Below are 20,116 nucleotides of genomic sequence, written 5' to 3'. Positions count from 1 at the left end.
GGAGAGAAGAATATGGCCGACGACATCACCGAGACCAGCCAGACTGTTGCCGCCGGCCAGCTGCGCGCCTTCATCGAACGAATCGAGCGGCTCGAGGAAGAGAAGAAGACGATTGCCGACGACATCAAGGAAGTGTTCGCCGAGGCCAAGGGCACTGGCTTCGACACCAAGGCGATGCGGTCGATCATCCGGCTGCGCAAGAAGGACCAGGCCGAGCGGCAGGAAGAGGAATCCATCCTCGATCTGTACAAGGCTGCGCTCGGCATGGTGTAAAGGCCGGCCTCGGCGCCGGAGACGATCGCGGGAGAAGCGGTTCTGACCATGGAATCCAGCCATGAGTGAATTCGACTTCGGCGCCCACCGCGCCACGGAATTCCGGCAGCGCGGCTTCTGGACCCTTTTCGCAGAGCGGCATCCCGAGGAACGGGTCCGCCGGGCAAAGCGCGGGCCGTGGTTCTGGCAGCGTGGGCTGCCCGATTTCGCATTGGTTCTTTCGATGTACGTCGCGCCTGCGCACAATCATGTCGGCGTCTTCTTCGGCCGCAACGAGAAGTTCGGTGCCACGCAAGCCTGGTCGCGGTTGAAGCCGTTCCAGCCGGCCATCGAAGACAGGCTGAAGCTCAGGCCAGAACAAAGTTGCGACGGCCTCGGCATTAATTCGATGTGGCGGGTGAATTGTTTTGCCGAGGACAATTGGCCGGCGATGACCGACTGGCTGGTGACGGAAGCCTCACGTTTCGAGCGCGCGATTGCCGAAGTTCTGGGTCAGGAATAAAGCAGGGTTTCCAGACGCAATCCTTGTGGAAGGGTTGCTCTGGTGAGCAGCCAGGGAGCCGATCGATCGATGACGATCATGTCGCGCGTTGCCGCCTTCTTCCGCTCACGCTGGTTCGGCGGCGTGCCGCTCGATCGGCTGTTCTGGCGCGACCTGGTCGTTGTCGGCACAGCGATCAACGTCGCGTCGTCGGTGGGGGCGCTCATTCTGCTAGGATTGAAGCTGCCGCTTGCGCTCGTCCTGGCGGTGCATTTCGCGCCGGTGCCCTACAATATCTTCCTGACCTTTGCCGTTTGGCGAACTGCCGGAAAATCGAGTGGCGTCATGGCCTCGCTGATGACGCTTGGCGCCACGTTGTGGCTGATCCTGGTGGTTGTGGCCTGACGATCAGGCGGCCGGCTCGAATTTGAGCGCCACGCCGTTGATGCAATAGCGCAGACCCGTCGGCGGCGGGCCGTCCTCGAAGACGTGGCCGAGATGGCTGCCGCAGCGGGCGCAATGGCATTCGGTGCGGACCATGCCGTAGCTGCGGTCGACGGTGGTCTCGACCGAACCCGGCACTGGGTCGTTGAAGCTCGGCCAGCCGGTGCCGCTCTCGAATTTCAGCTTGGATTCAAACAAGGGCTGGTCGCAGCCGACGCAGGAGAAGGTGCCGGCGCGCTTCTCGTGCAGCAGGGCGCAGCTTCCCGGCCGCTCGGTGCCGTGGTTGCGCATCACCGCATATTGCTCGGGCGTCAGCCGGGCGCGCCATTCGGCATCGGTGCGGGTAACGGGGTAGGTGTGGCTGTCCATTTTTTCCTCTTAGCTTATGTCGCTATTTGGGTTGCCTTCGCAACTTCGTCTGAAATAGGCATTTGTTACGGCGTTTGCTCGTATTTCCTATCCTGCCGCGAAGAATCCCTCAGGCGATGGCCGCGAGATAGCGCGCAACCGATGCTGAAAATGCCGCCTTTGCGTCTCCGATGACGTTCTGGTTCCACCATGCGCCGTAGATATGGTCGAACGCGAAAGGCTCCAGCGCGGCCTTGATGCCGTGCACTTTCGTCGCGTTGAGCGGGATATAGTTCGGATAGCTGTACATGAAGCTTACATGACGGCGGGTCGGCGTCACCTGCAGGATGTCGCCGGCCAGGATGGCATTGCCGCCGTCGCGCTTCCAGTGCAGCACCTGGCCACCGGCAAAGTGGCCGCCGCAGCGGATGAGCGTCAGAGACGGGGTTATGGCGCGCATCTCGCCTTCCCAACTGATGATTGCCGGATGCGGCCGCATGATCCAATGACGATCATCGGCGTGCAGATAAATCGGCACGCCGCCAAACGCCGCGCTCCATTCGACCATTGCCGAATAATAATGGCAGTGCGAAATGGCGATGGCGGCCAGGCCGCCCCGGCGGTTGATCTCGGCCACCGCCACGTCGCTGACCATCGAGATGCAGTCCCACAGCACATTGCCGTGCGGCGTTTGCGCCAGCAATGCGCGCTGGCCGATAGCGAAGCGCGGCTCGATGCCGAAGGCGAGCACGCCGGCATCATCCTTGATCACGACCCGATGCCCGGCGGCGAGCTCTTCCGGCGTGGTCCAGGCCTGACCCTCCCAGCGCACATATTGCCGCTCGTCCTCGCAGATCGGGCAATGTCGCGGCGGCGTCGCTGTCGCCGCGAACTGGACACCGCATTGCAGGCAAAGGAAACAGGTCGACCGTCCTGTTTTGCGTGGATCCATTCAGTGCTTCCTTGAAAGTTGCTTCGTCGCGGCTTCGAGGCCGGCGAGCGTCAGCGGAAACATGCGGCCGCCAAAAATATCGCGGATCATGGCAATCGAATGGGTAAAACCCCAGTTCTTCGCGTCTTCCGGATTGAGCCAAATGGCGTTCGGCCATTGCTGCAGCAGCCTGCCGAGCCAGACGGCGCCGGCCTCCTTGTTCCAATGCTCGACCGAGCCGCCGGGTTGAGCGATCTCATAGGGGCTCATCGAGGCGTCGCCGACGACGATCACCTTGTAGTCGGGGCCATATTTATGGAGGAGATCGAAGGTCGGAATCACCTCGGCATGGCGGCGGCGATTGTCCTTCCACACGCCCTCGTAGAGGCAGTTGTGGAAATAGAAATATTCGAGCTGGCGGAACTCGGCGCGGGCGGCCGAAAACAGCTCCTCGACACTCCTGACATGGTCGTCCATCGAGCCGCCGACATCGAAGAACATCAGCAGCTTCACGGCATTGCGACGTTCGGGTTGTGTCTTAACGTCAAGATAACCGTGCTCGGCGGTGGCGTGGATGGTGCCGGGCAGGTCGAATTCCTGTTCGGCGCCTTCGCGCACCCAGCGGCGCAAGCGCTTCAGCGCGACCTTGATGTTGCGGGTGCCGAGTTCGACGGCGTCATCGAAATTCCTGAACTCGCGTTTGTCCCAGACTTTTACCGCGCGGCGGTTGCGGCTTTCGTGCTGGCCGATGCGCACGCCTTCGGGATTGTAGCCATAGGCGCCGAAGGGCGAGGTGCCGCCGGTGCCGATCCATTTCGAACCGCCCTGATGCCGGCCGTTTTGCTCCTCCAACCGCTTCTTCAGCGTCTCCATCAGCTTTCCGAAGCCGCCCAGCGCCTCGATCAGCTTCTTCTCCTCGTCGGTCAGGTGCTTTTCGGCGAGCCTCCGCAGCCATTCCTCCGGGATGTTTGCGACATCGACCGCGTCTTCGTCAGTCAGCGCCTCGACACCTTTGAAGATGTGCGAAAAGACCTGGTCGAAGCGGTCGATGTGGCGCTCGTCCTTCACCAGAGCGGCGCGGGCGAGATAGTAAAAGCCCTCGACATCATAGTCGACCAGCCCGGCCTCCAGCCCCTCCAGCAGCGACAGATATTCGCGGAGCGAGACCGGAACCCGCGCTGCCTTCAGTTCGAGGAAGAAGGGGATGAACATGGTCCGACTTTATCTGTGTCCCTCGATCTTCTCCCGTGCGGCGCTGGCGATAAAGGCGGAACGCGTCAGACCACGCCGACCCGCTTCTTCGTCGATTGCCGCCAAAAGACCTGCGTCGAGCGACAGATTGGCCCGGACAGGCCGTCCGGAATCGATCAGCACAGGGATCATCACGGCGGATTCACCGGCAGCGCTATCGACTTCGCCCAGTCGGAGCAGATCTGCCACAGTGCGCGCCGCGGGCAAGGGCAAGTTCTTCGCCATTCGTGTCTCTGCCCATTCGCGAACGGCAGAAGTCGCATCGGCTATCGCCTCTTCGGGACTTGCGCCACCGCCGTGACATCCGGGAAGATCAGGCACCCGCACTCCCCAGACTTCATCTGCGCCGTCAAGAATTCCGACATAGTGCGTCATGATTCGTCCTTAAATCCATCCAGCAAGCCGGGCGATCGACCGCGCAACACCCAGAGATTGTTCGCGATGCCGCGGCACGATAATCATGATCTCCGGCCTTTCCGGATGCTCGTACTTCTCGTGTTTGCCGCCGCCTACGTTCACCCAGCCGTCACGTAAAAGCCTCGTGACAATCTTGCGCGTGTTGGTCTCGATCAGCGGCACTGTCGCCCCTGATCATGCGCAATATATTGCGCACAGGTGATTATTTCAATCGTTGGCCTCATCATAGCAGATCGTATTCGATGAAGCCGGTCCTGCGCGCCACGTGGTCGTAGAGCTTGCGTGCCGTGGTGTTGGTTTCGTGGGTCATCCAGTAGACGTTCTTGACGCCGATCTTGCCGGCTTCCTGCTTGACCGCTTCGATCAGGGCGGCGCCGACACCCTTGCCGCGTACATCGGGGTCGGCGAACAGGTCCTGCAGATAGCAGTTGTTTATCTGCGACCAGCAGGAGCGATGGTAGAGATAGTGCGTCAGGCCGACGGCCTTGCCGTCGAGGGTGGCGATGAAGCCTTTCGGCTCGAACTCGCCCGCCGTGAACAGCCGCTTCCAGGTGACGGCGTAAACCTCTTCCGGCAGCTTGGTTTCGTAGAAGGTGAGATAGGCGGTCCAAAGACGCCGCCAATCGGCGTGGTCAGATTGCGCCAATGGGCGGATGGTGATCTCGGTCATTTCGTTTCCCTCTGAAGTCGGCAACCTGAAGCTGCCTCCGTGCCCGGCTAGAGGCAACGGTCCAGCACCGGGAAAGCGCTGTCCGGTGACTTCGTGGGCTTCCGGCCGACCGGCCCCTCATCCCTGCCGTCTCGCCATGAAGGCCAGGCGCTCGAACAGATGCACGTCCTGTTCGTTCTTCAGCAAGGCGCCGTGCAGCTTGGGCAGCACGTTCTTCGGGTCGGCGCGCAGGTCCTCGGGCGCGATCTCGTCGGCGACCAGCAGGCGGATCCAGTCGAGTGCCTCGGAGGTCGACGGCTTCTTCTTGAGGCCCGGCACGTCACGGATTTCATAGAATTGCGTGAGTGCGGCGCGCACCAGGTTCTGCTTGATGCCGGGATAGTGCACGTCGACGATTTTGTGCAGCGTCTCGACGTCGGGAAAGCGGATGTAGTGGAAGAAGCAGCGGCGCAGGAAGGCGTCCGGCAGCTCTTTTTCGTTGTTGGAGGTGATGATGACGATCGGCCGGACTGTGGCACGGATGGTCTCGCCGGTCTCGTAGACGAAGAACTCCATCCGATCCAGTTCCTGCAACAGATCGTTGGGGAACTCGATATCGGCCTTGTCGATCTCGTCGATCAGAAGCACGACTTTCTTGCCGGCAGCAAAGGCGTCCCACAGCTTGCCGCGCTTGATGTAATTGCGGATGTCGTTGAAGCGCTCGTCGCCGAGCTGGCTGTCGCGCAGCCGCGAGACGGCATCATATTCATAGAGGCCCTGCTGCGCCCGCGTGGTCGATTTGACATGCCATTCGATCAGATCGATGCCGAGCGCCGCCGCCACCTGGCGGGCAAGTTCGGTCTTGCCGGTACCGGGCTCGCCCTTGACCAGCAACGGCCGCTCGAGCGCGATCGCCGCGTTGACCGCCACCATCAGATCCTTGTCGGCGACATAGGCTGCCGTGCCTTCAAAACGCATTTTTGCTCCCGGGTTCATCGCGCGACCCTAAGGAGGCGGCCTTCGCTGTGCAAGGCGCTGCTGGCAAAGCGGGGATCTTGCCGGCGCGACCCTCGTCGAGCGGTTCTGCGTCGATTTAAGACTCCAAACATGTCGTCTCTCTGGCGCTTGGTCTGCCGTCTGCCTATATTGGCGGAGACGGTCTGCGCTTCCCGGCAGGAGAACATTTTCCCCGGGGCCTTAATGATCCCTAGGGAGCTGTCCCTGGGAAGACCCGTGGGTTTTCTCATACGGCGCCCACCTACTTTGTAGGTTCCCGGGATCGCTCTCTCCACCGGTTGTGTGGATCGTCACCTGTCGAAAAGGCAATGTCTGGCGGATCTTGTCGTCGCGCCGCTTTGTGCGGTGCTCTCACGAACGAAAGCTCGCCCCGCTCCTCCAAAACGTCGCTCGTAAAACTCCATCCAAATCTGACCTTTTCTAACGTCGGCGCATGACATCCCCAAAAGACCTGAAAAAAACTCTCCGCAACCAAGCCCTCGGGCGCCGCGACGCGCTCGATCCTTTCTGGCGGGTGGAGGCAGCACTCGAAATGGCCGAGACGGCGCGCGACCGGATCACCGTCGAGCCGGCCCAGATCGTCTCAGGCTTCTGGCCGATGCGCTCGGAAGTCGACGTCCGGCCGCTGATGTTTGCCTTGCGCGAAAAGGGGGCAAGGCTCTGCCTGCCGGCCATCCTCAACAAGACCACCATCGTTTTTCGCGAACTGGTGCGCGGCGCGCCGATGATCGACGTGGGCTTCGGCACCGTCGGGCCGCATGAGGAAGCCGAGGTGCTCGATCCCCAAATGATGCTGGTGCCGCTTGCCGCCTTCGATGCGCGCGGCCACCGCATCGGTTACGGCGCCGGCTATTATGACCGGGCGATCGCGCGGCTGGCCGACAAGGGGCAGCAGCCGCGGCTGATCGGCATTGCCTTCGACTGCCAGGAGGTGGCCCTGGTGCCGGACGAGCCGCATGACGTGATCATTCCGGAAATACTCACCGAGAGCGGGTTGCGCCGGTTCGCGCCGAAATTGTAGATAAGTTCCTGGACGCATGGTCTTTTCCGAAAGTCATGCAGCTTTTTGCTTCGCTGACCTTCGGTTCGGGATCACGCTTATATGAGACTTCTCTTCCTCGGCGACATGGTCGGCAAGACAGGACGTACGGCGGTGTGGGAACAACTGCCCGGCCTGATCTCGGATTTCAAACTCGACTTCGTCATCGTCAATGGCGAGAACGCCGCCGGCGGCTTCGGCATCACCGAGGAAATTTTTCGCGAGACGATCTCGGCCGGCGCCGATGTCGTCACCACCGGCAACCATGTCTGGGACCAGCGCGATGCGCTGATTTTCGCGCCGCGCGAAGAGCGCTTCCTGCGTCCGTCCAATTTCCCCAAGGGTACGCCGGGGCGCGGCTCAGGCGTCTACATCGCCAGGAACGGCGCGCGCGTGCTGGTCGCCAACATCATGGGCCGGGTGTTCATGCATCCCGAGCTCGACGATCCGTTCCAGGCCGGCGAGCGCGAACTTGCCGCTTGTCCACTTGGTGAGCAGGCCGATGCAATCGTCATCGATTTCCATGCCGAGGCGACCTCGGAAAAAATGTGTTTCGCCCACTTCGTCGACGGCCGTGCCAGCCTTGTTGTCGGCACCCATACGCATCAGCCGACCGGCGATCACCAGATCCTCAATGGCGGCACCGGTTATATTTCCGATGCCGGCATGTGCGGCGATTACGATTCCTCGCTCGGCATGGACAAGGAGGAGCCGCTCAACCGGTTCTTGTCCAAGGTGCCGAAAGGCCGCTTCGAGGCGTCGACCGGACCGGCGACATTGTGCGGCGTCGGCGTCGACATTTCCGACCGTAGCGGCCTGACCGAACGGATCGCGCCGTTTCGCCGCGGCCCGCGGCTGGAGGAAACGGCGCCATCCTTCTGGTCGTGACATTGATATGGACGCTTGCAATACCCAATTGCCGGCGAAACTGCTCTAGATCGTAGAGGGGACGACCTCCATGCAGCTAGTCGAATTCCTGGCGCCGCATTTCGCCTTTGTCTCCGACCCGACGGCATGGGTCGCGCTGCTGACTCTGGTCGTGCTGGAGGTCGTGCTCGGCATCGACAATCTGATCTTCATCTCGATTTTGACCAACAAATTGCCGGTAGCGCAGCGGGCCCGCGCCCGGCGGCTCGGCATATCCGCCGCGCTGGTGATGCGGCTGATCCTGCTGGCCACCATCTCGATCATCGTCCAACTGACGACGCCGATATTCACCGCCTTCGGCCACGGGTTTTCATGGCGCGACCTGATCCTGATCGCAGGCGGCCTGTTTCTCGTCTGGAAGGCGACCAAGGAGATCCACCACACGGTTGATCTCGATGATCACCAGGACACCATGATGGGCGAGACGCTGCAGCTTTCGCTGGCCGGCGCGATTTTCCAGATATTGCTGCTCGACCTCGTCTTCTCGATCGACTCGATCATCACCGCCGTCGGCATGACCGACGAAATCGCGATCATGTACATCGCGGTGATCGTGGCGGTGAGCGTGATGATGCTGGCGGCCGGGCCGCTGGCCGACTTTATCGCCAGGAACCCCAGCATCGTCATGCTGGCCCTCGGCTTCCTGCTGATGATCGGCACGACGCTGATCGCCGACGGCATGGGTTACCACGTGCCGAAAGGCTACATCTACGCCGCCATGGGTTTTTCGGCACTGGTCGAAGGGCTCAACATGCTGGCGCGGCGGCGGAAGAAGGCAAAAGGCGGCGGGCACTGAGGATGGCCCACCGCGGCTGACCTAATTCCCCGGCACGCCCTTCGGATGACGGTCGCCGATCAGGCCAAGCGTCAGGCCTTGCTCCAGCCACGCCTTGGCGCCGGCGAGCACCAGCGCAAAGCCATCGGTCGAGCCGATCGCCTGCTTGACCTGCTCATCGGGGCTGCCGACAAAGCCGAAATTGCGGACCTCGACAAAGGTCGTGCCGCCCGGCATCTCGGCGAAAGTCCACACTACGGTGGTCGGCGGATCGCTCCATTGCATGACGATCTTCTTGTTATCGACGATCTCACTGACATTGACCGCCGTCGAGGCGCCATACATGCGCCATTCCCAACTGATTTCCTTGCCGCTGTCCAACCTGTCGCTGCCATGGGTGAACCAGAACTTCGTCGTGATCGCCGGATCGACGAAGGCTTCGAATACGTCGGCGACCGGCCGCCTTATCAGCATGCCGGCTTCGGCGGTCGGTGTTTCGCGGATTTCCATTTCATCCTCCTTTCCACGGCGCCGCCCTGTTCACCAGGCATCGGGTTCGCGCACGAGGTGAATGATGTTGGCCGGATTGGTGATCCAGCCGCCGCGAAAGCCTTCACCCAGTGCCTCGATGGCATCGCAGCGCACGACGCCGGCCTCGGCGAGATGCTCCGCCGCGCCTGGAAAATCATCGGTGAACAGTTCCAGCCAGATCTCGGCCTGGCTCATCATCGGCGCCTCGTCGATCCACAGTCGATTGGGACCGAGTTCGAACCCGATGGCCGGCGATTTGGCCGTGAATGGCTTCAGGCCGATGACGTCGCGATAGAAGGCGATCGTTGCCTGGTATTGATGTGGCGGGACCTTCATCGCGATGTTGATGCCGCCGGTGATCTTCGCGGTCATTCTTACTCCATTTGCTCTCAGATGTTGTTCTCGTTGGCCGGCTCGCCCTTCATCTCGCTGCGGTAATAGCCGTCGCGCAGATTGATGCCGTATTCGACATAGGCCTTCATGCAGGCCAGCATCTGCGACCAGCCCTCGCAATTGAGGTAGGATTTCTTCAGGCCGACCGCGTCCTCGTGCCAGCCGGTTTCGGCGATGGTGACGAAGGTGCCGCCATCGTCGAGCGGCTCGAAATTTATCTCGATGCGGGTCTTGTAGGCTGGCTTGCCGTCGGCGTCGGTGGCATCCCAGCGCAGCACGATGCGGCTGTCTTTCTTCACCTCGTCGACCTCGACGGGAACCTTGCCCCACCAGATGACGGTGGCGCCCGCCACCAGCAGTGCGCTGGCGCCGCCGATCGTGGTGAAGTAGCCGCTAAGTTTCTTCGGATTGACGACCGCATCGAAGACTTCGGCGACGGGTTTGCCGATGCGGCCAGAAACCCTGAATCCAAGAGACATATCCACAGCTCCTTCCTTGAATGGCTCAAGGATATGTTATAGAAATATAACATGTCAAGCCAATCGCGGGACGACAATGTTTTCAAGGCGCTGGCGCATCCGCGCCGGCGTGCGTTGCTCGACCGGCTGAAGGATGCGCCGCAGACCACCGGCATGTTGTGCGATGCCTTCCCCGACATGGACCGTTGCACGGTCATGCTGCACCTGAAGGTGCTGGAGGAGGCCGACCTGGTCGTGGCGCGGCGCGAGGGGCGCGAACGCTGGAACCATCTCAACGCGCTGCCGATCAAGCACATCCACGACCGCTGGATCAGTCAATATGCCACGCACGCGATCGGCATCCTCGACCGGCTGAAATCCGATCTTGAGGGATGAAAGGTTTGCCGAAGCCTGCCGATTTTCGGATCTTGAAAGCCTTGCGTGCCGGCAGCAATGGCGCGGCTGGACGAATTGAGCCGATTTATCTATAAGCCGGCCATTCCGACAGCGAGCGCCGTCCGTCCGTCAGGGACGCAGCAGGACGTTCTGAAATTTTGAATTCGAGCATTTTTGCAAGATGCCGGGTGGTTCACCAGGCGGCAGATGCTCTAGCCGAGAAGATGACAGGGGTGCCATGGCTGGCCATTCGCAGTTCAAGAACATCATGCACCGCAAGGGCCGCCAGGATGCGGTGCGGTCGAAAATGTTTTCCAAGCTGGCGCGCGAAATCACCGTCGCCGCCAAGAGCGGCACGCCCGATCCATCGATGAACCCGCGCCTGCGCCTTGCGGTGCAGAACGCCAAGGCGGTGTCGATGCCGAAGGACAATATCCAGCGCGCCATCAACAAGGCGTCGATGGGCGATGCCGAGACCTACGAAGCCGTGCGCTACGAGGGTTACGGGCCAGGCGGCGTCGCGCTGATCGTCGAGGCGCTGACCGACAACCGCAACCGCTCGGCGTCGAATGTGCGTGCTGCCTTCACCAAGGCGGGCGGGGCGATGGGCGAGACCGGCTCGGTATCGTTCATGTGGGACCGCGTCGGCGAGATCTACTATCCGGCATCGGCCGGCAGCGCCGAGAAGGTGATGGACGCGGCGATCGAGGCCGGCGCCGACGACGTCCAGTCGGACGAGGACGGCCACACGATCTACTGCGCCTTCGAGAATCTCGGCGAGGTGTCGAAGGCGCTGGAAGGCGCGCTCGGCGAGGCTGAATCAGTGAAGCCGATCTGGAAGCCGCAGACCAATATCGCGGTCGACGAGGAGCGGGCACAATCGCTGATGAAGCTGGTTGCGACGCTCGAGGACGACGACGACGTGCAGAGCGTCTACGCCAATTTCGAGGTCGACGAGGAGACCTTGGCAAAGCTCAGCGCGGCATGATCCAACACGCGCTGCCCACCGTCCGCATCACCTATTGCATCCAGTGCCAGTGGCTGCTCAGGGCCGGCTGGATGGCGCAGGAGCTGCTGTCCACCTTCGGCACCGATCTGGGCGAAGTGACGCTGGTGCCCGGCACCGGCGGCATCTTCACCATTTCCTGCAATGACACGCTGGTCTGGGACCGCAAGCGTGACGGCGGTTTTCCCGACGCCGCAAAGCTCAAGCAACTGGTTCGCGACGTCATCGATCCGGATCGCGATCTGGGCCATGCCGACCGCAAGGGCCATAAGTCAAAAGACCCTGCCTGACGGCCTTTTAGGACTTCCGTCCTGCATTCACCGCCATGCGAAGATGAAGCAGCCCAGCGCCACGATGGCGGTGATGGTGCGGACATGGTTCCACATCACCCAGTCCCTGAGATAGGTGGCCCATACCGCGGCGCCGTTGGCGCTTGCCGGATCGACCGCGGCCAGGGCGTTGTTGAGCGGCACGTTGAACATCATCGTCACGATCGGGTTGCCGACGAGGTAAATCAGGGCGCCGGCGAGAAGCCAGAACGAACCCGGTTGGCTCCAGCCGATAAGAGCGCCGGCGGCAAGGACAAGACAGACCAGCCCGGTGCCGAAAAGCGCGGTCATGAATGCCGGCGTAATCACGGTGATGTTGATCGAATTCATGGCGGCGATGCCGCCTCCGGCAGGCAAGCGGGCGAGCGCCGGCATGATAAAGTTGGAGAAGGCGAAGAAAACGCCGCCGACAACGCCTGAGCCAATGGCAGCGACGAAGGTGAGGGTGGGAAGCAGTTTCATGATCATGTCAGTTCCTCCGGTTTCGGGGTTCGAGCAATTTGATTGGCACGCCCACCAAATGTGAATAATCCTCATGTTTGCAAAACGTGATAAACCCTCGTATTTTGCAAGTCAAGGCAATTTGTTGATTGTTCGTCTGGAGACAGTGATGGGAGGCTCTGCCGTATCGGATTCACAGAACGGCCAGATCGCATCGCCGCGCCGGGCGCCGAGCCAGCAGCGCAGCCGCGAGCGGGTCGAGCGCATGCTGGCCGCCGCCTCGGCGCTGATCGCCGAGCAAGGCAGCGACGCCATGCGCATGGGCGAGGTGGCCGAGAGGGCCGGCGTGTCGATCGGCTCGCTCTACCAGTTCTTCCCCGACAAGAGGGCGATCATCTGGGCGCTGGCCGAGCGCTACACCGCCGAAAGCCAGGCCTGCATTGCGGCAGCGCTAGCCGAGGTCAATGACGCCGAAGGCCTGCGCCGGGCATTTTCGGAACTGGTGGATATCTACTACGGAATGTTCCTGGCGGAGCCGGTGATGCGCGACATCTGGTCGGGCACGCAGGCCGACAAGGCGTTGCGCGAACTCGAGCTTGCCGATAGCCGGGCCAACGCCGAATTCCTTACAGCCGTGCTGAAACGGCTGCGGCCATCCGCCGATCCGGAAGCGCTCGAAACGACGGCGTTTCTCATCTGGCAGATGGGCGAGGCCGCAATGCGGCTGGCGATCTCGGTCGGGCGGCAAGAAGGCGACCGGCTGGTTGCTGCCTACAAGCGGATGGCCCTGCGCGAGTTGCTCGGCGAGTAGGGCCGTATTTTCCCAACAAAAAACCCGCCACGAAGGCGGGTTTCTCGATCTGCGAAACGCCAATGCGGCTTAGAGGCCGAAGCCTTCGAAACGCTTCTTGAACTTCGACAGGCGGCCACCGCGGTCGAGCAGGGTCTGCTGGCCGCCGGTCCAGGCCGGATGGGTGGTCGGGTCGATATCGAGGTTCATCGTATCGCCTTCTTTGCCCCAGGTCGAACGGGTCATGTATTCGGTGCCGTCGGTCATGACGACCTTGATGGTGTGGTAGTCGGGATGGATATCGGTCTTCATGGGTCTGTTCCTGGCTTGCCGGGTGCTGCCGACGGGCTGAAGCCTGCGTCGATGCGCCCCTTTTTAAAACTCGAAGCCGCAGCTATTGAGGAGCCACGGCTTCTAAAACGGTCGGCGAGCCTATACATCAGCCGGAATTGAATCACAAGGCCGCGGCAAGCGCATATTGATGGCGCAAGCCTCAAAGGGCCAAAGGAAACGGTCATGGCGAACATCAGCGGCGATGCAGACGAGCGCAGGCGCTCGCTGAGGCCGCTGCAGCGCCTGTTTCCCTACATCACGCATTACCGCAAAATGGTCATCGGCGCGATCGTCTCGCTGGCCATCGCTGCGGCGACGACGCTGGCGCTGCCGCTGGCCGTGCGGCGGATGATCGACCACGGTTTTTCCGCTTCCGATTCCAGCTTCATTGCCGAATATTTCGCCATGCTGGTGCTGATGGCCGCCGTTCTGGCGGCGGCGTCGGCCAGCCGCTACTATTTCGTCATCACGCTCGGCGAGCGCGTCGTTGCCGATATCCGCCGCGATGTCTTTGCCCACGTCACAACACTGTCGCCATCCTTTTTCGACACGGCCCAGTCGGGCGAGATCGTCTCGCGGCTCGCCGCCGACACGACACAGGTCAAATCGGCCGTCGGTGCCACCGCCTCGGTGGCTTTGCGCAACGTCATCCTCGGCCTTGGCGCCGTGGCAATGATGGTCTTCACCAGCCCAAAACTGTCCGGCCTGGTCATCGCGGCCATTCCGCTGATCGTGCTGCCGCTGGTCGCCTTCGGCCGCTCGGTGCGGCGCAAGTCACGGCTGGCGCAGGATACTCTGGCCAATGCCACCGCCTACGCCAGCGAGCAGATCGGCGCGGTGCGCACCTTGCAGGCCTTCACCAACGAGAAGCTTGTGACCGGGTATTTTTCATCCGCCGTGGAAGCAGCGTTCGAAGCGGCGCGGGCCTCGATCTTTGCCCGCTCCTTTCTCACCTTCTTTGCCATCTTCATGATCTTTTCCTCGGTCGTGGCGGTGCTGTGGTTCGGTTCGCGCGACGTGCTCGACGGCACGCTGTCGCCAGGCACGCTTGGCCAATTCCTGCTCTATTCGGTGTTCGCCGCCGGCGCGCTCGGCGCCCTGTCGGAGGTCTGGGGCGAACTGTCCCAGGCAGCGGGCGCTGCCGAACGGCTGACCGAGATCCTGGCCGAGAAACCCGCGATCCAGGCGCCCGCCGATCCGAAGCCGCTGCCGGCAAAGGCGACAGGTGCGATCAGCTTCGACGATGTCTCCTTCTCCTATCCGGCCCGGCCCGACCGCGCCGCCGTCCATGGCCTGAGCTTTCAGGTCAAACCCGGTGAGACGGTGGCGATCGTCGGGCCATCCGGCGCGGGCAAGAGCACGGTGTTTTCGCTGCTTCTGCGCTTCTACGATCCGGAGGCCGGCAGGATCGTCATCGACGGGGTCGATCTGCGCGAGGCCGATCCGGCGGCGATCCGCGCGCGCATCGCCATCGTACCGCAGGACGTCACCATCTTTGCCGCAAGCGCGCGCAACAATATCGGCTTTGGCCGGCCTGACGCCAGCCAGGCCGAGATCGAGGCGGCGGCGAAGGACGCGCTTGCCGACGAGTTCATCCTGAAACTCGAAAAGGGCTATGACAGCCAGGTCGGCGAGCGCGGCGTGACGCTGTCGGGCGGCCAGCGCCAGCGCGTGGCGATCGCCCGCGCCATTTTGCGCGATGCGCCCATCCTGCTGCTCGACGAGGCGACCTCGGCGCTAGATGCCGAAAGCGAGACGCTGGTGCAGACGGCGCTGGACCGGCTGATGCAGGGCCGCACCACGATCGTCATCGCCCATCGGCTGGCAACCGTGCTGAAGGCCGATCGCATCCTGGTCATGGATGGTGGCCGCATCGTCGAGGAAGGCACGCATCAGAGCCTGGTCGCCAAGGGCGGCATCTATGCACGGCTGGCCAAGCTGCAGTTCGATACCGGGGCGAATGCTTTCAGGGGCGCGGCAGAGTAGCATCGCTCCATCCCGATGAAATCGGGATGAGGCTCCATCTTCTTGTTTGACCATGATCTCTTCCGAAAACCGGCAGCCACTTTTCGGGATCATGGTGCCCAGCGGCCGCCGAGATTCTTCAGCTACCGAAAGCTCGGCGTTTGCCGCGTCGATAGGCGATGAACAGGGGAACGCCGACAAGCAACGACAACAAAAGCATGCTGGCGACGGTCTGTCGCTGCTCCTTTGCCGGATCGCTGAGCTGCACATCGGCAGGCGGCTCTTCATAGGTAAAATCGTACTGCCAGCGAACCTGGTCTGCGAGGTCATCGACGGTTTTCAGATAATCGGCAATCGCCTTGGCCGGTACTTCAGTCGCCAGCGTCTGAAAGTTCCATTCAACTTGAAATTCGGTGGGCGTGTTGGACCAGGATGCCTTGAGAGACAGATAGGGCGCCACGACGTTTTTCATCGACTCGCCGGAAAACCTCGCCTTGAGGTTGCGCACGGTCACCTTGTGGCGGCGGTAGAACTGCGGGCCGAGGGAGACGGGCCCGGTTCGGTCGACGATTGTCGGGGTTGGAAGAGAGTTGTTGCCGAGATCGGCCGCGCGGATCGGGAAATTCTTTGCCAGATCGTTGGCCGTCAGCGCTTCCGCCGGCAAGCGATAACTTTCCTTCACGCTCACTATGTTGCCGTCGCGGCGATCCACGATTTCCGGCTTGGCGATGGTTTGGATGCCCGGATATTGCTTGTTGTAGTATTTCAGGTAGGCGTCCGACACCTCGCTCAGCGACCTGCTGGCGAAATTGCCGCGCATCCAATCGGCATCGGCGTCCTCATATGTCGAGAAGACCGTCAGCACGAGGGGATCGCCCGGTTTCCGCGGAAAGTCGAATTCCTCGGCGATCTGGATCGATGGGCTGCTAAGCACAGGGCTCGGCATCTTCTCCAACCCGCCGGTGCTGGAAAGCGGCAGCGCGAAGCCGTAGTCCGGCTGTGCGAGATTGTGCGCCCTGCCGCCCTGAAGATAGTTCGTGGCGTCCAGCCAATATGTCTTTGCTCCGATCCTTGCCTTGACGATGGCATGGTCGAAATCGCGAAGCGCCGGCAGATGCTGGTCCAGAGCCCGCCCCTCGTCGAGATCGGCCAAGGCAACCTCGGCAGCAATGCCAAGCCGCACAAGCGACGAAACCAGCAGCAGTGCCTTGTCCTTGCAGTCACCGAACCCGCTCAGGATAACCGTCGCGGGATCACGCGGAACGTAGGAACCGGCACCCATCGACAGGCTTACATAGCGGATCTGGTCCTGCACCAACCGCATTGCCTCGACCATCCGGTCTTCGGGCACCGGATGCCGCAGAGCGATGTCGTCGAGCTTTGCGGCAAAAGCCGGGGGAAAAACGGTCGCTGGCTTGTAATAGGGCGCAACGGCATCGACCACACTTTGCCAATTCGCGCTAGACGCGACATCGATGGAGCCCCAGCCTGGATAGGTCACGGGCAGGTTGTCCTCGACATTGACCGGTTTCGGGTTTGGAATCTCCCACAGATAGGTGGTGTCCGGCCCAGTCGGGGAGATTGAGGGCTTGAGTCGGGTTCCCCTTGTCTTGATCTGGAGCGGCTGGTCCGAAGGCCAAATGATGCTTGTGCGGATAAGCGCTACCGGCTCTTCCCATTCGGTGGAGAAATTCTTGAAGAAAAGGTCCTTGCCGACCAGCGGCGTTATCTCATAGGTCGACCCGTAGTCGACGGTGTCGCCGGTGCGCACATCATCGATGTTGACATGTGCTGTCAGCCAGCCGTCGAAGACACCCTTCTCGGCGTCTCTTTCCCTGCGGAAGATGTCGAATTCGACGCCTTCCAGCCGGTCCAGAACGGCACCATCGCGGATGATGTGAAGATGGTTGAGCGTGACCTTGTGCTGGGACGGATCGAACTGCAGATCGATACTCGCGCCACGATCCAGGCCGGGACGGTCGACGATCTTATAGACGGTGCGCGAGTACTCGACATAGCCGCCGGCGCGATGCTTGATCTGGTCGTCCGAGAGCAGCCATGAAACGCCATTCTTGATTTGATCCGATCGGGTGGGATCGGCAGCCGGAATATCAAGCTGCTTTACCCAGCTTTCTGCCGGACCCTTGAGAACCATGTCGTCGGCCATGGCCGGAGAACTCAGGCCGATCAATAAGATGAAAAATACCAAGCGGGGCCAGAAAGACTTCATCCTATGAAAACTGTAACGGACAGACATCTACGCTCGCCCAACTTGGAAGAACTCCTTTTTCAGAGGCTTTCCCACCAAAGTAAAGGCCAGTTTCGCGGATTTCTGCAGTCACCGCGGCAAGAACCTGGAATAGACGAAGCGGCTCAGTTCCCGTACCGCTTCTTCAGGTGATCGGTGAAATGCACGGCATTGAGCTTTTCGCCGGTAGCGCGTTCGAGCAGTTCCGGTGTCGACCAGCGCGAGCCTTGCGACCAGATCCTTTTGCGGCGCCAGTCGTTGATCGCGGCAAAATCTCCGTTGGCGAGGTCTTCGTCGGCTGAAGGATGATCCCTGGTCAGCGCCGCCCATTGCTGCGCCGCCATCATGGCGCCCAGCGTGTAGGAGGGGAAATAGCCGAAGGCGGCACCCGGCCAGTGGACGTCCTGCATCGGACCGTCAGCCGGATTGTCTGATGTCGACAGGCCGAGATAATCGCACATCTTGGCATCCCAGGCTTCGGGCAGGTCGGCTGCTTCCAGCCGTCCCGAGACAAGCTCCTGCTCCAGCTCGTAGCGCAGGATGACGTGCAGCGGATAGGTGACCTCGTCGGCATCGACGCGGATCAGGCCGCGCTCGACCCGGTGCACATGCGGCAGGATGTCGTCGATCGTCCAGCGCTCGCCGAGGTGTCTTTCGACCACCGGCAGCGCCCAGCGCCAGAATTCTGGATTGCGGCCGATCTGCTTTTCGACGAACAGGCTCTGGCTTTCATGCACCGCCATGCCGCGCGCTCTACCCAGAGGCCAGTGCGCCCACGCCTTCGGCAGGTTCTGCTCGTACAGCGCATGGCCGGTCTCGTGCAGCACGCCCATCAGCGCCGACAGGAAATCCGAGGTCTTGTAGCGGGTGGTGATGCGCACGTCGCTCGGCACGCCGCCGCAGAAGGGATGGTGCGAAACCGACAGCGAGCCGTGGGTGAGGTCGAAGCCGACTGCCGCCATCATGGCGAGGCCGAGCTCGCGCTGCTTGTCCAAGGGGTAGCTGCCGGAAAGCGGCTTCAGCGGATGTTTCGCCAGCCGCTCTTCCTGCACGGCCAGTGCCTCCGGCACGAAGCCTTTCAGGAAGGTCTTCAACTCGACAAACACAGGCGTGATGTCGGCGGCGCGATTGCCCGGATCATATTGCTCCATCAGCGCGTCGTAAGGCTCGAGCCCGAGCACCTCGGCGCGAAGGGCCGCCTCCTCGCGGACCAGCGCCACGACGCCTTCCAGCGCCGGCAGGAAGCCGGCCCAGTCGTTCTTGGCGCGCAGGTCGCGCCACAGCTGCTCGGAGCGCATGCGCGCGGTCGTCTGGCGCTCGACGAACTCGACCGGCAGGCAGGTCAGGTTGGTATATTGCCGGCGGAATTCCCTGACCGCGGCCTGCTGCTCTTCGTTCAGCGCCTCCTGCTCGGCCGCCGCGATCCAGTCGGCAATCTCCGGCGCAGTCGCCCGGGCATGGTGCATGCCGGCAAGCACCGACATTGCCTCTGCGCGCTTCTCGCCGCCGCCGACCGCCATATGGGTCGCCTCGTCGGCGCCGAGGATGGCGAGGGCGTGTTCCAGTGCTTCGAGCTTGTGGCCGAGGTCGTCGAGTTTTTGAAAGGACATTGTGGGTTCCGCTGATTTGACGGCGGGAAAAGATACCAATGCAAAACTGTTGGCAACCCCTGAAGACCGTCCGCGACCGATGCATCGACTGCCGGCCGCAACGGTCGAAAGGCACCTCGCGGAAGCGGTGGCGTGCGTGATCAATGTCGTCCGGCGGCGGCAGACCGCGATGGGGGAGACGAAACGTGATCGCCAATGTGCTGGTCGGGCTGGTGGCCGTGATCCACCTCTGCATCGCCTATCTGGAGATGGTGCTGTGGGACACGCCGCGCGGCCATATGGTATTCAGGCTGACGCCGGAATTCGCCAGTGCCTCGAAAGTCCTCGCGGCCAATCAGGGCTTTACGACGGCTTTCTCGCAGCCGGCCTGACCTGGGGCTTTACCTCGGCGAAGCCGGTTTTCAGTAGTCTTCTTCTTGCTCTGCGTCGCCGTCGCCGGCCTTTACGGCGGCAACGGCGGGCGCAAAATCCCTGTTCATCGAGACAGTGCCGGCAGTACTGGCGCTGATTGCGCTGGCGTTGGACTAGCGCATGATCCCTGAACCGAAAGCTGGAAAAGGATCATGGGCAAAATCAATTGCCACAGCGCCCGGCACTGCGGCCGATTTCAGCCGCCTGGATAAGTTGGGCCATAGCCGTTGGGATAGTATCCGCCATCGGCGCCGTTGCCGATGAGGAAGGCACTGCCGGTGTCAGCGCGCAGCTTTTGGCTGATATCGTCGAGCTGCGCCATCAACTGCTGATATTGCGTGCTCGGCATCGTTCCACGGCGAGCGGCCCTCTGGGCGGCCCGATCGAGTTGAGCGACCTGCGTGCGCAAGTCACGTGCCTCGCCCGGCTCGAGCTTGTTCGCCCGGATGGCGCCCTGGATACCCGTCTCCACACTCTGGATCTGATTGATCAAGGCCGTCTCACGCGGGCCGGCGTAAGCGCCAGCAAATGGAACGGCGAGGAAAAGTGTGGCGAGCGTAGCAGTCCTGAGATTCCTGGGAGCGAAGAAGCGCATGGTTGCGTCTCCTTTACTGGGGAAGGCGGTGGTTGGGAGGGTCCTGCCTTCCGGCCGC

General features: G+C 61.9%; 26 protein-coding genes, 1 other RNA gene and 1 pseudogene. 13 read left to right on the top strand and 15 right to left on the bottom strand.

The genetic code is table 11. The annotated features are described in order from the left end of the window. The first annotated feature begins 12 nt into the window (after window positions 1–12). From NKJ81_RS10030 to NKJ81_RS10020, 3 genes are all read left to right on the top strand, one after another. The gene (locus NKJ81_RS10030) at window positions 13–273 is read left to right on the top strand and encodes a DUF2312 domain-containing protein (RefSeq protein ID WP_023719653.1); all 261 of its coding nucleotides are present in this window, start codon (window positions 13–15) and stop codon (window positions 271–273) included. A gap of 61 nt (window positions 274–334) precedes the next feature. Beyond that, the gene (locus tag NKJ81_RS10025; RefSeq protein ID WP_352540328.1) at window positions 335–775 is read left to right on the top strand and encodes a hypothetical protein; all 441 of its coding nucleotides are present in this window, start codon (window positions 335–337) and stop codon (window positions 773–775) included. 69 nt (window positions 776–844) lie between these two features. Further along, a complete protein-coding gene (locus tag NKJ81_RS10020; RefSeq protein WP_352471234.1) occupies window positions 845–1,159 on the top strand; it encodes a hypothetical protein in 315 nt (104 codons plus the stop codon). A gap of 3 nt (window positions 1,160–1,162) precedes the next feature. Here the strand turns inward: NKJ81_RS10020 and msrB are convergent, their stop codons facing one another. The 7 genes from msrB to NKJ81_RS09985 all read right to left on the bottom strand — a co-directional run bounded on the left by msrB (window position 1,163) and on the right by NKJ81_RS09985 (window position 5,772). After that, window positions 1,163–1,567 carry a peptide-methionine (R)-S-oxide reductase MsrB gene (gene msrB / locus NKJ81_RS10015; protein WP_027152870.1) on the bottom strand — a complete coding sequence of 135 codons (405 nt, stop codon included), beginning with the start codon at window positions 1,565–1,567 and terminating at the stop codon, window positions 1,163–1,165. Window positions 1,568–1,676: 109 nt separating this feature from the next. Further along, on the bottom strand, window positions 1,677–2,498 hold the full coding sequence (locus tag NKJ81_RS10010; protein WP_352540327.1) for an MBL fold metallo-hydrolase: 822 nt from the start codon (window positions 2,496–2,498) through the stop codon (window positions 1,677–1,679). Continuing rightward, window positions 2,499–3,689, bottom strand: a complete 1,191-nt coding sequence (locus NKJ81_RS10005) for a vWA domain-containing protein (RefSeq protein WP_352540326.1) — start codon at window positions 3,687–3,689, stop codon at window positions 2,499–2,501. A 9-nt stretch (window positions 3,690–3,698) separates the two neighbouring features. Beyond that, complete coding sequence (locus tag NKJ81_RS10000; protein ID WP_254816428.1) at window positions 3,699–4,103, bottom strand: type II toxin-antitoxin system HicB family antitoxin; 405 nt, start codon at window positions 4,101–4,103, stop codon at window positions 3,699–3,701. A gap of 9 nt (window positions 4,104–4,112) precedes the next feature. Then, a complete protein-coding gene (locus NKJ81_RS09995) occupies window positions 4,113–4,307 on the bottom strand; it encodes a type II toxin-antitoxin system HicA family toxin (protein WP_126104508.1) in 195 nt (64 codons plus the stop codon). 61 nt (window positions 4,308–4,368) lie between these two features. Continuing rightward, a complete protein-coding gene (locus NKJ81_RS09990; protein ID WP_352450857.1) occupies window positions 4,369–4,815 on the bottom strand; it encodes a GNAT family N-acetyltransferase in 447 nt (148 codons plus the stop codon). A gap of 117 nt (window positions 4,816–4,932) precedes the next feature. Continuing rightward, window positions 4,933–5,772: an AAA family ATPase gene (locus NKJ81_RS09985; protein WP_352540325.1), complete on the bottom strand. Its 840-nt coding sequence runs from the start codon at window positions 5,770–5,772 to the stop codon at window positions 4,933–4,935. A 176-nt stretch (window positions 5,773–5,948) separates the two neighbouring features. Between NKJ81_RS09985 and ssrS the strand changes: the two genes are divergently transcribed. The 4 genes from ssrS to NKJ81_RS09965 all read left to right on the top strand — a co-directional run bounded on the left by ssrS (window position 5,949) and on the right by NKJ81_RS09965 (window position 8,573). Further along, a non-coding RNA gene (ssrS, locus tag NKJ81_RS09980) (6S RNA) lies at window positions 5,949–6,104 on the top strand. A 140-nt stretch (window positions 6,105–6,244) separates the two neighbouring features. Beyond that, window positions 6,245–6,832 (top strand): 5-formyltetrahydrofolate cyclo-ligase, encoded by a 588-nt coding sequence (locus NKJ81_RS09975; protein WP_352540324.1) that lies wholly within the window; start codon window positions 6,245–6,247, stop codon window positions 6,830–6,832. Between the two features lie 81 nt (window positions 6,833–6,913). Beyond that, window positions 6,914–7,738, top strand: coding sequence for a TIGR00282 family metallophosphoesterase (locus NKJ81_RS09970; protein ID WP_023678036.1), 825 nt, complete (start codon window positions 6,914–6,916; stop codon window positions 7,736–7,738). 70 nt (window positions 7,739–7,808) lie between these two features. Then, window positions 7,809–8,573, top strand: coding sequence for a TerC family protein (locus tag NKJ81_RS09965; RefSeq protein ID WP_352471227.1), 765 nt, complete (start codon window positions 7,809–7,811; stop codon window positions 8,571–8,573). A 21-nt stretch (window positions 8,574–8,594) separates the two neighbouring features. Here the strand turns inward: NKJ81_RS09965 and NKJ81_RS09960 are convergent, their stop codons facing one another. From NKJ81_RS09960 to NKJ81_RS09950, 3 genes are read right to left on the bottom strand one after another with little or no spacing between them, the layout of a single operon-like run. Further along, window positions 8,595–9,062 carry an SRPBCC family protein gene (locus tag NKJ81_RS09960; protein ID WP_352540323.1) on the bottom strand — a complete coding sequence of 156 codons (468 nt, stop codon included), beginning with the start codon at window positions 9,060–9,062 and terminating at the stop codon, window positions 8,595–8,597. A gap of 30 nt (window positions 9,063–9,092) precedes the next feature. Beyond that, window positions 9,093–9,455, bottom strand: a complete 363-nt coding sequence (locus tag NKJ81_RS09955) for a VOC family protein (RefSeq protein WP_352540322.1) — start codon at window positions 9,453–9,455, stop codon at window positions 9,093–9,095. A gap of 17 nt (window positions 9,456–9,472) precedes the next feature. Beyond that, window positions 9,473–9,955 carry an SRPBCC domain-containing protein gene (locus NKJ81_RS09950; RefSeq protein ID WP_352540321.1) on the bottom strand — a complete coding sequence of 161 codons (483 nt, stop codon included), beginning with the start codon at window positions 9,953–9,955 and terminating at the stop codon, window positions 9,473–9,475. A gap of 51 nt (window positions 9,956–10,006) precedes the next feature. Here NKJ81_RS09950 and NKJ81_RS09945 point away from each other — a divergent pair, with 51 nt between their 5' ends. From NKJ81_RS09945 to NKJ81_RS09935, 3 genes are all read left to right on the top strand, one after another. Beyond that, window positions 10,007–10,330, top strand: coding sequence for an ArsR/SmtB family transcription factor (locus NKJ81_RS09945; protein WP_352471223.1), 324 nt, complete (start codon window positions 10,007–10,009; stop codon window positions 10,328–10,330). Between the two features lie 238 nt (window positions 10,331–10,568). Then, complete coding sequence (locus tag NKJ81_RS09940; RefSeq protein ID WP_352540320.1) at window positions 10,569–11,318, top strand: YebC/PmpR family DNA-binding transcriptional regulator; 750 nt, start codon at window positions 10,569–10,571, stop codon at window positions 11,316–11,318. Further along, window positions 11,315–11,626 carry an Rdx family protein gene (locus NKJ81_RS09935; protein ID WP_352540319.1) on the top strand — a complete coding sequence of 104 codons (312 nt, stop codon included), beginning with the start codon at window positions 11,315–11,317 and terminating at the stop codon, window positions 11,624–11,626. Before NKJ81_RS09940 ends, NKJ81_RS09935 begins: the two co-directional genes overlap by 4 nt. 27 nt (window positions 11,627–11,653) lie before the next feature. Here the strand turns inward: NKJ81_RS09935 and NKJ81_RS09930 are convergent, their stop codons facing one another. Next, complete coding sequence (locus tag NKJ81_RS09930; RefSeq protein WP_352471219.1) at window positions 11,654–12,133, bottom strand: anthrone oxygenase family protein; 480 nt, start codon at window positions 12,131–12,133, stop codon at window positions 11,654–11,656. Window positions 12,134–12,275: 142 nt separating this feature from the next. On the opposite strand from NKJ81_RS09930, the gene NKJ81_RS09925 reads away from it, so the two are divergent. Beyond that, window positions 12,276–12,917: a TetR/AcrR family transcriptional regulator gene (locus tag NKJ81_RS09925; RefSeq protein WP_352540318.1), complete on the top strand. Its 642-nt coding sequence runs from the start codon at window positions 12,276–12,278 to the stop codon at window positions 12,915–12,917. Between the two features lie 69 nt (window positions 12,918–12,986). Here NKJ81_RS09925 and rpmE read toward each other — a convergent pair whose 3' ends face one another. Continuing rightward, a complete protein-coding gene (gene rpmE, locus NKJ81_RS09920) occupies window positions 12,987–13,208 on the bottom strand; it encodes a 50S ribosomal protein L31 (RefSeq protein ID WP_006327661.1) in 222 nt (73 codons plus the stop codon). Window positions 13,209–13,412: 204 nt separating this feature from the next. On the opposite strand from rpmE, the gene NKJ81_RS09915 reads away from it, so the two are divergent. Further along, a complete protein-coding gene (locus tag NKJ81_RS09915) occupies window positions 13,413–15,215 on the top strand; it encodes an ABC transporter transmembrane domain-containing protein (RefSeq protein ID WP_352540317.1) in 1,803 nt (600 codons plus the stop codon). 118 nt (window positions 15,216–15,333) lie between these two features. Here NKJ81_RS09915 and NKJ81_RS09910 read toward each other — a convergent pair whose 3' ends face one another. Together NKJ81_RS09910 and NKJ81_RS09905 are read right to left on the bottom strand one after the other, a co-directional pair. Beyond that, window positions 15,334–17,361 carry a DUF3857 domain-containing protein gene (locus tag NKJ81_RS09910; RefSeq protein WP_352540316.1) on the bottom strand — a complete coding sequence of 676 codons (2,028 nt, stop codon included), beginning with the start codon at window positions 17,359–17,361 and terminating at the stop codon, window positions 15,334–15,336. Window positions 17,362–17,567: 206 nt separating this feature from the next. Beyond that, window positions 17,568–19,052 carry a carboxypeptidase M32 gene (locus NKJ81_RS09905; RefSeq protein WP_352540315.1) on the bottom strand — a complete coding sequence of 495 codons (1,485 nt, stop codon included), beginning with the start codon at window positions 19,050–19,052 and terminating at the stop codon, window positions 17,568–17,570. 185 nt (window positions 19,053–19,237) lie between these two features. Here NKJ81_RS09905 and NKJ81_RS09900 point away from each other — a divergent pair. After that, window positions 19,238–19,580, top strand: a pseudogene (locus NKJ81_RS09900) (DUF1304 domain-containing protein). A gap of 79 nt (window positions 19,581–19,659) precedes the next feature. Here NKJ81_RS09900 and NKJ81_RS09895 read toward each other — a convergent pair. Continuing rightward, window positions 19,660–20,058, bottom strand: a complete 399-nt coding sequence (locus NKJ81_RS09895) for a hypothetical protein (RefSeq protein WP_352540314.1) — start codon at window positions 20,056–20,058, stop codon at window positions 19,660–19,662. Window positions 20,059–20,116 lie beyond the last annotated feature (58 nt).

It is taken from the genome of Mesorhizobium sp. M0018, from assembly GCF_040323955.1.
In the GTDB taxonomy this organism is placed as follows: Bacteria; Pseudomonadota; Alphaproteobacteria; order Rhizobiales; family Rhizobiaceae; genus Mesorhizobium.
This window is presented reverse-complemented; position numbering and strand designations above follow the sequence as displayed.